Source organism: Streptomyces luteolifulvus (assembly GCF_008806595.1).
Classification (GTDB): Bacteria; Actinomycetota; Actinomycetes; order Streptomycetales; family Streptomycetaceae; genus Streptomyces; species Streptomyces luteolifulvus.
Genome location: NZ_VZRB01000006.1, coordinates 291,893 through 306,624 on the forward strand (window position 1 = coordinate 291,893; position 14,732 = coordinate 306,624).

The window sequence follows — 14,732 nt, forward strand, 5'->3', positions numbered from 1 at the left end:
GGAGGCCCCGTGGGGGCTGCGACCCGGATGCGTCTCGGGGTGACTCTGGCGCTCATCCGGTGCCGACCGCACTCATTTGATCATCCGACGAGAGTGCGCATATGTCCAGAGGAGCGCACAGGTGAGCGACGTGAGGATCGCCACGTGTAGAACTGCCTCTTTGCGTGCACGTTGGGTTCAGCTGAAGGTTCTTTTGCGTAACAGGCGACCCGCCAACTCCCATGAGAGAATGGCCACTCTTCGCCGTTCCGTAGGCGGAAGCGATCCGTAACCTACGGTTCCGTAGGTACGATGCGCCGCATGACTGCGCCCGTCCCCGACGCGCCCACGGACACGCCGGCCGCCGGCCGCGGTCCCGTCGCGCTCTCCCTGCCGCATCCGGTCAAGCCCAAGCTCCGCGGCTGGCTGCATCTCGGCATGTTTCCGGCCGCGCTCGTCGCGGGCCTGGTGCTGACCGCCCTCGCCGACTCCCCCCGCGGACGGATCGCCTGCGGGATCTACGCACTGACGGCGTGCCTGCTGTTCGGCGTGAGCGCGCTGTACCACCGGGGCACATGGAACCCCCGGATGGACGGCATTCTGCGCCGTCTGGATCACGCCAATATCTTCTTGATCATCGCGGGCACCTACACCCCGCTGACCCTGCTGCTCCTGCCGGGCGCCAAGGGGCAGTGGCTGCTGTGGGGCATCTGGGGAGCGGCGGCCGCGGGCATCGTCTTCCGGGTGTTCTGGGTCGGCGCCCCGCGCTGGCTCTACACCCCCTGTTACATCGCGATGGGCTGGGCGGCCGTCTTCTTTCTGCCGGACTTCATGCGATCGGGCGGGATAGCGGTCCTGGTCCTGGTGATCGTCGGGGGCCTGCTCTACAGCGCGGGCGGGGTGATCTACGGGATCAAGCGCCCCAACCCGTCACCGCGCTGGTTCGGCTTCCACGAGGTGTTCCACTCCTTCACCCTGGCGGCGTTCGTCGTCCACTACGTCGGGATCTCACTGGTGGCCTACCAGCACGGGTGACACCCGCTGCCCGTGATGGACAGTCCCTCCATTTTGAGAGCTACTCTCATTTCGTGGCCTGCCGACCATGCCCGACAATGACCTCCATGACGGCCGCACGCACCACCTCCCCCGCCGACCGCCCCCGGCTGGGGCTGCGCGAGCGGAAGAAGATCAAGACGCGTGAGGCGATCCGCACCGCGACGTACGCACTGATCAAGGAACAGGGGTACGACGCCACGACGATCGAGCAGATCGCCGACCGCGCCGAGGTGTCACCGTCGACCGTCTTCCGCTACTTCCCGGCCAAGGAGGACATCGTCCTCACGGATGAGTCCGACCCGGTCCTACTGGAGAAGTTGCGTGCCCGGCCCGTGGACGAACCGTGGCCGGACACCATCCGGCATGTGATGCGGGAGGCCGTCCGCACGGGCGTCGAGCAGGACCCGGAGGTGGCCCGGCTGCGCACCCGTCTGATGGTCCAGGTCCCCGCGGTGCGCTCCCGGATGATGGAGAGCATGTCGGTCACCGGCCGCATGCTCTGCACCGCCATCGCCGAGCGCACCGGCCGGGACCCGGACAGCCTGGAGGTGAGGGTGTACGCGATGTCCCTCGTCGGCGGCCTGATGGAGACCTCCCTCTACTGGGCCGAGAACGGCCACCGGGACGACTTCGCCGCCCTCGTCGACCGGACCCTGGACATCCTGCAACACGGCCTCCCCCGGGAAAATCGCTGAGCCCCCGCACGGGCCGCCGTGACATGCTGACCCGGTGAGCGCACCGGAGATCCACCTGGAATTCGCCCCCGAGCTGGCCGTCTTCGTCCCGCAGGGGCGGCGGGACGGCGCGAGCGCGCTCGCCGTCGACGGACTCTCCTCCCTCGGCCATGTCGTCGAGTCGGCCGGCGTCCCGCTGACCGAGGTCGGCGTGCTCCTCGTCGACGGCCGCGAGGTCCCGGTGTCGTACATCCCGGCAGGCGGCGAATCCGTACGGGTACGGACGGTCGAGCGGCCCCAGCGGGTACACGGCGCGCCCCTGCGCTTCCTCCTCGACGTCCACCTCGGAACCCTCGCCCGGCGGCTGCGCCTGCTGGGCGTGGACACGGCGTACGAGTCGACGGACATCGGCGACCCCGCCCTCGCCGCCCGCTCCGCCGCCGAGAAGCGGGTCATGCTCAGCCGCGACCGCGGCCTGCTGCGCCGCCGCGAACTGTGGGCGGGCGCCTTCGTCTACAGCACCCGCCCCGAGGAGCAACTGCGGGACGTCCTGGACCGGTTCCGGCCCGAGCTCAGGCCATGGACCCGGTGCACCGCCTGCAACGGACTGCTCAAGGAGGCCACCAAGGAGGAGGTGGCGGACCAGTTGCAGGGCGGGACGCAGCGGTCGTACGACGTCTTCGCACAGTGCCGGCAGTGCGGGCGGGCGTACTGGAAGGGCGCGCACCACGAGCAGCTGGTGGCCATCGTGGAGCGCGCCCTGGACGAGTTCGCGGGTGAACGCTAGCTCTTTGTCACGTCGGCCTTTCCGCAGGCGATTCCGTCCCGGTTGCGGTCCAGGCCCAGCGGGTCGTCCCTGCCGTTGATCTTCAGCCGGCCGTAGTCGTTCTTCTTCAGCCAGGCGCACCGCGCGGCCGTCGTCTTCTTCACCTTCGCCGGGAAGGCGGTCGGCACACACACATTGATCGAGCCGTAGTGCCGGTCGCAGCCGGAGACGGTGACGGGCACCTTCTGCGAGGTCCGCTTCTTCCCGGGCTTGGTGACCTTGCCCTCCAGCGAGTCGGCGAAGGAGTGGACGTGCGCCGAGGCGTCGGTGGCGCTCAGCGCCTGCGGGCCCTGGAGGTGCACCCACTTCGCCACCGACGGCACGCCGTTCGCGTCCACCGCGAAGAGCATGTACCAGCCGGGCGGGGCCAGGTTGGGGTTGCTCGTCACGTTCAGGTCGACGTTGTTGCCGTCCACCGACAGCGGCAGGTCCACGAACCGCTGGTTCGGGTCCGAGGAGTGGGTCACCGCCGCCGGGCGGATCAGCTCGGCCTTGGCGACGGGCCGGTCGACGGTGATCCGCTGGGTGTCGCCGTAGTTCCACTCGGTGTCGATCACCGAAGTGATCGTCGGACGCGTGCCCTTGAGCAGATAGGGCGGCGTGTAGATGGACACGTTGTGGTTCCAGGTGCCGTTGCCCGGGTTGTCGCCGGTCGACATCACCCGCCCGTCGGGCAGCAGGAACGACGACGAGTGGTAGCCGCGGGCCTGCGGGTCGGCGGCCACCGGGTCGAAGGTGTTGCTCTCCGGGTCGTAGATCGACGACTCGAAGACCGGATCGGCCCGGTTGTGCAGCGCGCCACCCGTCTCCAGGACCTTGCCGTCGGGCAGCAGTACGGCGGACACGTACATCTTGCCCTGGTTGCCGGTCTGGGCGACCTTGCCGTTGCCGAGGTCGACCGTGCCCTGCGGGATCGGCGGGCCGGCCACATAGGACGGGTTGGCCTGCTTGAGGTCGATGATGTCGGTCAGCCGGTTGGCGTCAGGGTTGGAGTCGATGTTGCCGCCGCCGAGGGTGAGGACCTTCTGGTCCTGCGCCGGGGGCAGCAGCACGCTCGCCGACTGGTCGCGCTCGTCCTTGTTCCTGAGGCCCGGGATCTGCGTGATCGTGTTGGCGTCGTAGTCGTAGACCGCCGAGCCGGTGCCCGGGATGTTGTTGCCGAAGACATGACTTCCGGAGTAGAAGAGGCGGCCGTCCTGCATCAGGATCATCGACGGGTACAGACCCCAGAACGACCAGGTCTGGTTGACCTTCCACAGCGGCTGCCACTGCTGGTCCTTGTCCGACCAGTACTCGGCGGTCACCGAGCCGGACGAGTCCTCGCGCAGCCCGCCGAAGGAGATGACGTCACCGTTGCCGAGCTCGGTCGCCGACGGGTACCAGTGGCCGTCGTTCATGTTGTTGGTCTTGCTGTAGGTCTCGGTGACCGGGTCGAAGATGTACGAGTCCTTGAAGCCCTCGTAGCCGTGCCCGCCCGGCACCGGGTACGCCTTGTTGCCGCTCATCACCAGCACGCGCCCGTCCTGGAGCTGGACGTGGCCGGCGCAGAACATGTCCTTCGGCGTGGGGACGACCTTGTAGCTGCCGGTGGCCGGGTTGTAGACGGCGCTGGTGAACGTGCCCGCGTTGAACTGCTCCTCGCTGTTGCCGGAGCCCGCGATCAGCAGCACCTTGCCGTTCTTCAGGACGACGGAGTGCATCGAGCGGACCGGGTTCTGCGTGGGCAGCACATCCCACTTGCCGTTGGCGCACTCCTCGGCCGTGCCGGTGCAGGCCGCGGGCGGCAGGACGTCGGGGACCTGCTCCATCGTGTAGTCGTCGGTCGTCGCCGAGCCGGTGCCGTACACCGACACACCCCAGGTGATGCGGTCCGTGCCGGCCGGGATCTCGGGGGTGCGGACCGTGGCCTGCGTCCAGTTCCCCTGCATCTCCAGCGTCTTGAGGTCGGTCCAGTACTGCCAGCCGGCGGTCGTGTCGTGCCGGAACAGGGTGACGTTCGCGTCCGGGGTGGTCGTCTTGTACCAGAGCGACAGGTCGTACTGCTTGCCCGCCGTCACCACCGGCGCGCACTCCGTCGACTCGGTGATCAGCGCCTTGCGGTCGCCGTCGACCCGGCGGGTCAGCTCGACCTTCATGGCCTTGCCGCCGGAGTGGGCGTCGGAGGTGTGGGTGAAGGTGAAGTCGTTGTCGCCCCAGCCGGACTTCTCCCAGCAGTACGGCATCCCGTCCGCGCCGGCCGTCTCGAACCCGGGGTTCTTGACCAGGTTGGCGGCCGCCGCGGACTGCGGCGAGGTGAGCAGAAGACCGGCGGTCAGGGCGCCCACCCCGACCAGTGCCGTCCTTCTTCGGAGTCTGTTCGGACTGTGGCTGGTCACGCGGGGTTGTGTCACGTGGTTCTCCTTGCTGTGCGGCTCCTGTGCTTCATCGGGCGGCCCTGCGCACTCCCCTGCGCGGCAGATAGACCAGCGCCTCGGTCCCCACGAAGCGCAGAACGAAGGTCGTCACCAGCGCGAGCGCGGTGGCGGACAGTGCACCCATCCCGAGCCGGTGCACGAACAGGGCGATCAGCGGGATGCGCAGCACCAGGTCGGCGTTGGCGAGCAGCGCGAACCGGCCGACCCGGTCCCACCAGCGCCGGTGCTCGCGGCGGTCGCGGAACAGCAGATGCTCGATGAGCACGAAGTTCCAGGCGACGCCCAGCTGGTTGGCGAGGATCTCGGCCGGTACGTAGTGCATGCCGAGCGCGGTGAGCGCCCACAGCCCGAGCAGGTTGGGCACGAACCCGGTCAGGCCGATCAGACCGAAGCCGACCATGCGCGCCACGGGCGAGGCGGTCCGCAGGCCGACCAGATGGCGCAGAAAGCGGAAGCCCTCCTGGGCGCTCGACTTGGACTCCCCGGCGAACCGGTCCTGGAAGACGAACGGCACCTCGGCGACCTCGCGCGGGCGGCTGCGCACCGCGAGTTCGAGGAGGATCTTGTAGCCGAGGGGCCTCAGGACGTCCGCGGTCACGGCGCTGCGGCGGATCGCGAAGAAGCCGCTCATCGGGTCGGAGATGCCGTGCAGCTTGCGCGGGAAGAGGGACTTGGTGAGCCAGGTCGCACCCCGCGAGACGGCCACCCGGTAGCTGCCCGCGAGCCCGGCGCGGCTGCCGCCCTTGATGTAGCGGGAGGCGACGACCAGGCCGGCGTTCGCCCGCTCGCCGGTGGCGACGAGTTCCGGCACCAGCGACGGCGGATGCTGGCAGTCGCCGTCCATGACGACGATCCAGTCGGACGTGGCCGCCTTCATCCCCTCGACGACCGCCCCGCCGAGGCCGCCCACCGGCTCGTCCCGGTGCAGCACCGTGACCGGGAACGGGCAGTCCTTGGCCGCCTCGCGGATGACCTCGGGGGTGTCGTCGGTGGAGTCGTCCACGAACACGACCTCGCAGGGCAGCCGCGACGGCACCGACTCGGTGATCTGGCGCAGCAACTGCCGTACGTTCGCCGACTCGTTGAAGGTCGGCACGACGATCGTGACCGCACCCGGTTCCGCCACGTCATCCTGGCTCGTCCGCCCCCGGGGCGCTTCGGCCGGTGCTTTCGCGGCGGCCCGGACGGCCGGATCGTTCAGCCGTCCCGGGACGGTGTAGTCCTGGCTCATCGCTCGCCTCCCGAGGCGCTGCCCGTGGTCTGGATCTGCCGGATCTCGATCCGGTCCTCGCCCGTGCCGAAGGTGGCGACCGGCGTCGAGTGCTGGATGGCCGCCTTGACGTTGGGCAGGTCGACCGCGTCGCGCCGCACCGTCGGGGAGGCCACGACGTAGTCGAGGTCCTTCCAGCCGCGGGGCATCGTCTTCGTCACGGCGGGGTCCAGGTCGGCCTTGTAGAACCAGATGACGCCGAGCCCGGGCTCGTACCCGGCGTGCACCAGGTCCAGCCAGAGCGCGTCGTCGACGAGGACGCGCGTGTCGGTCGGGTCGTCCACCTCCGTGGCCAGCCACTTCGAGGCGGCCCGGTAGGGGGCGTTGGCGTCGGCGGTGACGGCGACGCGGTCGCCCTCGTACCAGTGGGGAACGACATAGGCGCCGGCGGCGAGCGCGAGAGCGGCCGCGAGCGCGTACCGGCCTGAAGTGACGAACCGCTTCTCGCCGGTGCTCCGCCATCGGCGCAGCACCGCGTGGGCGACCGAGGCGGTCCCTCCGGCGAGGACGAGGGCGAGGAAGGGCAGGGCCTGGATGATGTACATCGCGGGCAGATAGCCGTTGGGGCGCATCGCGACCACGGCGAGGATCGCCACGGCCAGGCACGGGCCGGCCAGCGCGCGGGCGGTCACCGACCAGCGCCAGGTGGCCAGGAGCAGCAGGGCACCCGCGAGACCGCCGACGATCAGTACCCGGTCGTAGTACAGCCACGACTGGAGCACGCCCCACGAACCGGAGCCCCGGTCGAGGATGAAGCCCGAACCCGGCCTGGTCATCTGGTACTTGAGGCCGTCGATGAGCGAGACATGACCGCCGCCCGGGAAGAGCTCGCCCTTGAGGACGGCGAACAGCGGGTACGAGAAGCCGATCAGCGCGCAGGCGGTGATCGCGCCCGTCAGCGCGAACTTCCGGGTGTCGCGGTGGCCGTGCCGCCACATCGTCAGCAGGACGGCGGGCAGGATGACGAGCATCGTCTCCTTGGTGAGGACGGCCGTGGCGGCCGCGATGCCCGCGCCGAAGTGGTGCCAGAGATGCCGGCTCGGCGAGGCGGCGAGAGTGAACGCCAGGAGCGTCCACATCACCGCGAGGTTGTCCAGGAAGATCTCACGCTGGAGCACCACCGACAGCGGCGACAGCCCGAAGATCACCATGCCGAGCCCGGCGGCCCAGCGCGGCAGCGACAGCCGGCGCCCGAGCACGAAGACCAGGACCGCGCTGACACCGCTGATCACCAGCATCATGACGCGCATCGAGCCGACGGTCATCGACTCGGGGCTGATCAGCGACGGTATCCAGGTCAGTACGGCTATCTGGATCCAGCCGAGGGGCGGATGGTCGTACCAGTACGTGTAGTGGGCGAGGCCCTTGCCCTGCTGGACCGCCCAGGCCTGGGCGAGGTAGGTGCCCTCGTCGTCGCTGAGCGTGGGATAGGAGCCGATGTTCCAACCCTGCACGACGAGGATCGCCACCAGGAGCGCACCGCACAGGAGAAGGTCGGGCCGGGAGGAGCGGAGCCGCGTCGGCTTCGGCGGAGTTGTTCGACCGGTCGAACGCTCCTCAGGCGCAGGTTGCCGTTGCGCGGGGACCTTGGCAGTGGTCACCGCGGGAAGGGTGGAGGTCACGCAGGAACGTCCTCTCGGGACTCTTGGATCACGTCGGCCTCGGTGAGGTGAGCGCCGACATGAGTGGTCAACTCCCAGTCGTTCTGGCCGCGCTGCTCACGCCACACGGCGCGTACGGCGGCCCCGGCGAGGAGGACCTGATAGAAGGGGCCGCCCACGAGGAGCTTGACGTAGTGGACGAAGCGGACTCGGAGCCCGTACTGCTTGCCGAAGTCGTGCAGTCCCACGATTTCGAAGACAAAGGTCACCAGCGCGGTGACGGCCGGCAGGAACGTGATGAACGCGACCCCGACCGGCACATCGAGAAAGAGGGCGATCGCCACATTGAGCGGGATGACGACACCGGAGAAGGCCTGGAAGAACGGCGTCATCAGCGTGTACCGGGCGAGCAGCCGCTGCCCGAAGCCCGGGAGCTGCTTCCAGTCCTTCTTCCGGTAGACCTGAAGGAAGCCCTGGTTCCAGCGGGTGCGCTGCTTGAGCAGGGACATCAGCGAGCCCGGGGTCTCCTCACGGGTCACCATGTCGGAGTCGTAGGCGACGACGACCTTCTTGCCGACGCTGGACAGCCGCACACCGAGGTCGCAGTCCTCGGCGAGGCAGTTGGGGTCCCACCCGTCGGCCTCTCGGAGCACATCGGTCCGTACGAAGACGGTGTTGCCGCCGAGCGGGATGAACCCCTTCTGGGCATGCAGATGCAGCCGGGAGCGGAACCAGAAGAAGTACTCCAGGCAGTTGCGCAGGCTGTACCAGCTGGAGTGGAAGTTGATCAGCTGCACCCCGCCCTGGACGACGTCCGCGCCGGTGGTCCGGAACGCGTGGTCCACATGGGCGAGCAGCTCCGGGTGGACCTGGTCCTCGGCGTCGAAGACCCCGACGACATCGCCGCGGCAGTGCGGCAGCGCCGTGTTCATGGCCTTCGGCTTGTTCTTCTTCTCATGGGTGTCGACGACGACACGGACGCGGGCATCGCGTTCGGCGGCCCTCTCGGCCACCGCCGTGGTCTCGGGGTCGTCGTGCCCCACGATGACGATGATCTCGAAATCGGTGTGTGTGGACTCCAGCAGCCGCTGGATGGTGTGGTCCAGCACGGCCTGCTCGTGCCGCGCCGGAAGCAGCAGCGAGAAGGAGACGTGCTGGTCACCGTCCGGACTGCTGAAACGGGTGGAGGCGAGCACTTCGGGCGTACGCCACGCGTGCATCTGCCACCACAAGGTGAAGGCAGCCATCCAGAACAAGGCCAGCGAGACAGCAGCAATGAAGACAGACGTCAACAACCAGATCCCCCCAGATCCCAAAGCCCCCTGTCGCAACGGTGAGTCACATCCGTCGCGTCACTGTGGAGAGAGTAAGGGGGAACTGTGAAGCGTGAGAGCTGTTCCGATAAATAGAGTGTTTCGGAACGGTGCGGGGGCTAGCGGGAGGTATCCGAACACGCAGCCCATTTGGGCGTGCGGAATAAGCCCCTCCACGCCTGTTTTCCTGCTGTTTTCAGCCGCTCAACGCGGTACGCAGCCGCTCAGGTTCGGTCGTCGGGGCATCACAGGTGAAATTACGGCAGACATAAGCGGTTGGTTCACCGTGCAGCAGGGGCCGGTCGGCGAGCAGCGGGAACTCGTCACTCTCCGGAGTCCCGACCGCCACGACCGCGCCCGGAGCCTGGCCGAGAAGTGCCGTACGGTGCAGGGACTTTGTGCCCTCGTCGTCCAGGCCCGGGCCCACGACAGCGACCTCGCGCGGCCCGTCCAGCAGCGCCTCGGCGACCGCGAGCCCCCAGCCGATGAACCGGGGCACCCGCGGGCCGAGCGCCTTGACGACGCCCAACGCCCGCTCGGCGGCGGTGCGATGCGGCTCCGAACCGGTGTGGGCGGCATAGCCCAGCAGGGCGCCCGCGGCGGCGGTCCAGCCGGACGGGGTGGCGTTGTCCGTCGGATCCTGCGGCCGGCGGATCAACTGCTCGGCGTCGGCGGCGGTGTCGTACAGCGCACCCGACTCCGGGTCGGCGAACCGGTCGAGGACATGATCGAGCAGCAGCCCGGCGAACTCCAGCCACACGCCCTCCCCGGTGACGGAGGCCAGCGCGAGGAAACCCTCCGCCACATCGGCGTAGTCCTCCAACACACCCGCGTTCGCGCCCATGTGACCGTCCTTGCTGGTCCGGGCGAGACGGGCGTGGTCGTCCAGGTGCAGCCGTACGAGCAGATCCGCTGCGCCGAGCGCGGCCTCCACCAGGTCGGGACGGTCGAAGTAGGCACCGGTCTCGGCCAGCGCGGCGACGGCGAGCCCGTTCCAGGCGGCGACGACCTTGTCGTCGCGGCCGGGGGCGGGACGGGCCGACCGGGCCCCGAGCAGCCTGTCGCGGATGCCCGCGATCCTGCCGGCGTCGAACACACCCTCGTCCTGAGGCAGTTGCAGGACGGAGGCGCCCTGCTCGAACGTGCCCTCCCCGGTCACCCCGAAGTGCTGGGCCGCGAGCTCGGCGTCCTCCTCCCCGAGGACCTCGCGCAACTGCTGCGGCGTCCATACGTAGTAGGCGCCCTCGACGTGCTTCCCGCTTCCGTCGTCACTGTCGGCGTCGAGCGCGGAGGCGAACCCGCCCTCGGCGGTGCGCAGTTCACGCACCATGAAGTCCGCGGTCTCCACAGCGACCCGACGGGCGAGCTCGGACCCGGTGGCTCGCCACAGATGGGCGTAGACACGGCAGAGCAGGGCGTTGTCGTACAGCATCTTCTCGAAGTGGGGCACGACCCAGTCCCGGTCGACGGAGTATCGGGCGAACCCACCGCCGAGCTGGTCGTAGATACCGCCACGCGCCATGCGCTCGCAGGTGTCGACGGCCATCTGCAGCGCCCCCTCGGCCCCGGTCCGCGCATGGTGCCGCAGCAGGAACTCGATCACCATGGACGGCGGAAACTTGGGCGCCCCGCCGAACCCGCCGCGCCGCGGGTCGTACTCCCGGGTCAGCCCGAGCAGCGCCCCCGCAAGCTCCTCCTCACCGGGCGCACTGCTGTCGCCGTAACCGATCTCCCGCCCCGCCAGATCCCGTACGATCTTCCCGGCCACCTCGGCGACCTCGTCCCGCCGCTCGGCCCAGGCACTGCGCACGCCTTCCAGCACCTGCCGGAACGAGGGCATGCCGTGCCGGGGCGCCGGCGGAAAGTACGTCCCGAAGTAGAACGGCTCGGCCTCCGGAGTCATGAACACGGTCATGGGCCACCCGCCCTGCCCGGTCGCCGCCTGCACGGCCTCCATGTAGACGGCGTCCACGTCGGGGCGCTCTTCCCGGTCGACCTTGATGTTCACGAAGTGGTCGTTCATGTAGGCGGCGACCGCTTCGTCCTCGAAGCTCTCCGTGGCGAGGACATGGCACCAGTGACAACTCGAATAGCCGACACTCAGCAGCACCGGTACGCCCCGCCGCCGGGCCTCCTCAAACGCCTCCGCCGACCAGGGCCACCAATCGACGGGATTGTCGGCGTGCTGGAGGAGATACGGGGAGGTCTCATGAGCCAGTCGGTTCGGCATACCTCCATCCTGCCGCAGCACCCCGGGAACATCGGACAGCCGCCCGTGGCGCGGCCCGTCCTGGGCCGTTTCGTCACACGTCCCCCTGATTCCGCCCCCTCCCCTCCACGCTCCGTGCACAGCACACTTGACCAAGAAACCCGTTGCCACCGAAGGGGGACGTGACATGCGGGACAGTCATCGGGCCGAGGCCGAGCGGTTGTTGGCGCGGGCCGTGGAGGAGGAGGTGCGCCGGTCGGGTGGGCGTACCGAGGGGAGTGTGCTGCTGTCGCGGGCGCGTGGATCGCTGGAGGCGATGGCGCAGACGGCGGCGGAGGAGTACGAGGCGTACACGCGCGCGCTGGACGAGGCGGAGGCGGGACGGCTCACCTTCGGGCAGCGGTATGCGCGGGAGGGCGCGGGCACTGCGCTGCTGGTGGCCGGTGTCGCCGCGGTCGCCGCCACCGTGGCCGATCTGGCCCTCGGCACCGGCGCGGGCACGGCGCTGGGCACCGGGATGACGGTGGGGGTCGTGGGTGCGGCGGCGACCGTGGTGAAGGTGGCCGGTTCCCATCTGCCCGCCGCCCATCACCGCGCGGGCGCCATCGGTCAGCCCGGCGGTCCGGAGCAGCTGCGTCTGCAGTGGCTGACGGCGCTGGAGGTACGGGGCATCCGTCCGTTCCTGGACCAGCAGCGTGTGCTGAGCGCCTCCACCGGCCCGAAGAAGACGGGGCCGCGGCTGCGCGGCACGGACAAGAGCGCGGCGGCCCGCGGGCGCAGTGTGCTGCAGCAGTCGTTCGGTCAGCTTCCCGAACCGGTGGGCCCGTTCGCGGGACGTCGGCAGGAGCTGGCGCGGATCCGGCAGTGGGTGCAGGCGGCCCGCGCGAGCACCGAGACGCGGCCGACGGTGGTCGTGCTGCACGGTGCCCCCGGCAGCGGCCGGACCACCCTGGCGGTCCGCGCGGCCCACGATCTCAAGGACCAGTTCCGCGGGGCGTGCGTCGTGGATCTGCGCGGCGACACTGCGGAAGAGTCGCCGCTCCCCACCCGCGACGCGCTGCTGCACCTGCTGAACCGTCTCGGCGCGCCGCGCGAGCAGTTGCTGTTCCGTGAGCGTTCGTCCCCCGAGCAGCAGGTCAAGCGGCTGAGCGAGCTGTACCACCAGCATCTGACGGGCGTGCCGGTCGTCGTCGTCCTGGACGACGCCTGCGACCCCGCGCAGGTGTGCACGCTCGTCCCGGAGCGTTCCGACAGTCTGGTCCTGGTCACGGCCCGGGGGCCCGTCGATCTGCCCGCGGGCCTCTCCGCCTGGGTGCACCAGCTTCCGGTGCAGTCGCTGGACGCGGCCGGCGCGGAGGAGTTGCTGAATGCGTCGGCGGAGAACGGTTCGGGGCCGTACGACGCCGAAGCGGCCGACCGGATCCGGGAGTTGTGCGGCGGGCTGCCGCTGGCGCTGCGGATCGCGGGCTCCGCCCTGGGCCCGCGCTCGCCGCGTGCGCTGGCCTCGGATCTGGGTGCGTACGGTCCGGTGGAGCCGGTGGAGCGTGCGCTGTGGCTGCGCTACACCGACCAGTCGGACACGGCCCGCCGGCTGCTGCGTCGGCTGGCGCTGGCGGGCCGGGCGTCGCTGGGCGCGGCCGCGGCGGCGGCGCTGCTGGCGACGGACGAGACGGAGGCGACCCGGCATCTGGTGGCGCTGGCGAGAGCCGGCCTCATCGACCATGTGCGGGGCAGCCGCTACCGCCTCCACGATCTGGTCCGTACGTTCGCGCAGGCACGTCTCGCCGACGAGGAGGAGGCGTCGGAGCGTACGGCGGCGCAGGAGCGGCTGATCGTGAACTACGCGGACCTGGCGGACTCGGTGCTGCGTCTGGTGGACGGCCATATGTCGACCCGCTCGGACCGATTCAGTCCGCACGGCTTCACCTCCCTCGACGAGGCGCTGCGCTGGCTGGACGACGAGTCGAGTTTCATCACGGCGACGCTGCGGCACGCGGAGGGCGTCGACCAGGCCGCCGTGCTGAATCTGCTGGGTGCCCTGTGCGACTACTGCCTGCTGCGCGGCGATCTGTACCGCCTGGGCGAGATCAGCGAGCTGGCGCAGGCAGTCGACGAGGGTCTGCTGGTCCGCTCGGTGCAGTGGCGTACGGGCATCGCGGCCCGGCAGCTGGGTGAGCTGGACAAGGCGCGCACCACGCTGACCTCGGTGGTCGATCTGTACAGGGAGGCCCATCACGACGCGGGGGCGGCCCGTGCGCTGTGCTCGCTCGGTATCACCCTGCATCACCAGGGCAATCTCGGTGAGGCGACGGCGAAGCTGCGGGAGGCGCTGGATCTTCAGGCGCCCGCGGAGCTGGCCACGGACCGTGCCTGGACGATGCACGCGCTGGCGGCGGTCGAGCGTGACCGTGGCCGGCTGTCCGAGGCGATGGAGCTGCTGACGGAGTCCCTGGTGCTGCATCGTGCGGGCGAGTCGGTGCACGGCGAGGCGTGGGCGCACTTCCAGCTCGGTCAGCTGGGTCTGCGCATGGGGGACATTGCGCGCGCGGAGGCGGAGCTGCGTGACGCCCTGGATCTGTACGGCCGTACCCGTGACGGCCGTGGTGAGGCGTGGGCCCTGACCCAGCTGGCCCGGGCCGGTCTGGTCGCCGGTGACGCCTCGGCGGCGGTGGAGGGTCTGCGGCAGGCGACGGCGCGGCACCGGGACAACGAGGACGCCCGCGGTGAGGCGTGGACGGTCTATTACCTGGGCCAGGCGCTGGAGGAGACGGGCGATCTGGATCAGGCGGTGCGTGAGCTGGAGCGCTCACGGACGATGTTCTCGCGGATGCGGGACGTGTACGGCCTGGCGTGTGCCCGTCACCATTCGGCGCGGGCCACCCGTGATCAGCGTGCGGCGCAGACGGGTTCGCTGCGCAACTCGGGTTTTGCCCGTCAACTGCTGGTGGATGCCCGTGCGGACTTCCAGCGCATCGGTGTCGCGCACGGCGAGGCGTGGACCTGTCTGGAGCTGGCGGTCGTCGACGCGGGAAACGCCCGTACGCAGCAGGCGCTGGCGCTGTGCGACGAGGCGGTGGAGCTGTTCACGTCGTACGGCGACCGGCGGGGCGAGGACTGGGCGCGTTTCCTGCGCTGCACGCTGCTGCCGTACGCCGCTCCCGGGGGTGTGGAGATCGGCACGGCGGTGGCGCAGGAGGAGCTGGCCCGGCTGTCGCGGGCGGGACACTCCTCGCGGGACGGGAAGCTGGACGACTACGTCGAGGCGTATCAGCTGCTGCTGGAGCGGGGCGTCGACCTGGCGGCGGGCTGGCAGGCATGGCGGCTGGGCATGGTGCCGAACCGCCACGCCCGTGAGGTGATGGGGGTGGCGGTGCCGGCCCAGCGCTGACC

Annotated in this window: 9 protein-coding genes; 4 read left to right on the plus strand and 5 right to left on the minus strand. The window is 69.9% G+C overall.

The features are described 5' to 3' along the window. Window positions 1-300 precede the first annotated feature (300 nt). The 3 genes from trhA to F7R91_RS11855 all read left to right on the plus strand — a co-directional run bounded on the left by trhA (window position 301) and on the right by F7R91_RS11855 (window position 2,496). A complete protein-coding gene (gene trhA / locus F7R91_RS11845) occupies window positions 301-1,014 on the plus strand; it encodes a PAQR family membrane homeostasis protein TrhA (RefSeq protein ID WP_150947392.1) in 714 nt (237 codons plus the stop codon). Between the two features lie 86 nt (window positions 1,015-1,100). Further along, window positions 1,101-1,730, plus strand: a complete 630-nt coding sequence (locus tag F7R91_RS11850) for a TetR/AcrR family transcriptional regulator (protein WP_456243065.1) — start codon at window positions 1,101-1,103, stop codon at window positions 1,728-1,730. A gap of 34 nt (window positions 1,731-1,764) precedes the next feature. Next, window positions 1,765-2,496, plus strand: a complete 732-nt coding sequence (locus F7R91_RS11855) for a Mut7-C RNAse domain-containing protein (RefSeq protein WP_150947396.1) — start codon at window positions 1,765-1,767, stop codon at window positions 2,494-2,496. Here F7R91_RS11855 and F7R91_RS11860 read toward each other — a convergent pair. The 5 genes from F7R91_RS11860 to F7R91_RS11880 all read right to left on the minus strand — a co-directional run bounded on the left by F7R91_RS11860 (window position 2,493) and on the right by F7R91_RS11880 (window position 11,363). Next, window positions 2,493-4,925, minus strand: a complete 2,433-nt coding sequence (locus F7R91_RS11860; protein WP_150947398.1) for a galactose oxidase early set domain-containing protein — start codon at window positions 4,923-4,925, stop codon at window positions 2,493-2,495. The genes F7R91_RS11855 and F7R91_RS11860 overlap by 4 nt on opposite strands. A 31-nt stretch (window positions 4,926-4,956) precedes the next feature. Next, entirely contained in the window at window positions 4,957-6,180 is a 1,224-nt protein-coding gene (locus F7R91_RS11865) for a glycosyltransferase (protein WP_150947400.1), read from the minus strand. Then, window positions 6,177-7,841 carry an ArnT family glycosyltransferase gene (locus F7R91_RS11870; RefSeq protein WP_150947402.1) on the minus strand — a complete coding sequence of 555 codons (1,665 nt, stop codon included), beginning with the start codon at window positions 7,839-7,841 and terminating at the stop codon, window positions 6,177-6,179. The genes F7R91_RS11865 and F7R91_RS11870 overlap by 4 nt, the downstream gene beginning before the upstream one ends. Further along, window positions 7,838-9,115: a glycosyltransferase gene (locus F7R91_RS11875; RefSeq protein WP_150947405.1), complete on the minus strand. Its 1,278-nt coding sequence runs from the start codon at window positions 9,113-9,115 to the stop codon at window positions 7,838-7,840. The genes F7R91_RS11870 and F7R91_RS11875 overlap by 4 nt, the downstream gene beginning before the upstream one ends. Before the next feature lie 214 nt (window positions 9,116-9,329). Then, complete coding sequence (locus F7R91_RS11880) at window positions 9,330-11,363, minus strand: thioredoxin domain-containing protein (RefSeq protein ID WP_191971450.1); 2,034 nt, start codon at window positions 11,361-11,363, stop codon at window positions 9,330-9,332. Between the two features lie 166 nt (window positions 11,364-11,529). Here F7R91_RS11880 and F7R91_RS11885 point away from each other — a divergent pair, with 166 nt between their 5' ends. Next, window positions 11,530-14,730: a tetratricopeptide repeat protein gene (locus tag F7R91_RS11885; protein WP_150947407.1), complete on the plus strand. Its 3,201-nt coding sequence runs from the start codon at window positions 11,530-11,532 to the stop codon at window positions 14,728-14,730. Window positions 14,731-14,732: the final 2 nt, after the last annotated feature.

Coding starts and splice junctions, on each gene's coding strand:
- F7R91_RS11850 (WP_456243065.1), top strand. CDS start 1,101: ATGACGGCCGCACGCACCACCTCCCCCGCCGACCGCCCCCGGCTGGGG.
- F7R91_RS11880 (WP_191971450.1), bottom strand. CDS start 11,363: ATGCCGAACCGACTGGCTCATGAGACCTCCCCGTATCTCCTCCAGCAC.
- F7R91_RS11885 (WP_150947407.1), top strand. CDS start 11,530: ATGCGGGACAGTCATCGGGCCGAGGCCGAGCGGTTGTTGGCGCGGGCC.
- F7R91_RS11865 (WP_150947400.1), bottom strand. CDS start 6,180: ATGAGCCAGGACTACACCGTCCCGGGACGGCTGAACGATCCGGCCGTC.
- trhA (WP_150947392.1), top strand. CDS start 301: ATGACTGCGCCCGTCCCCGACGCGCCCACGGACACGCCGGCCGCCGGC.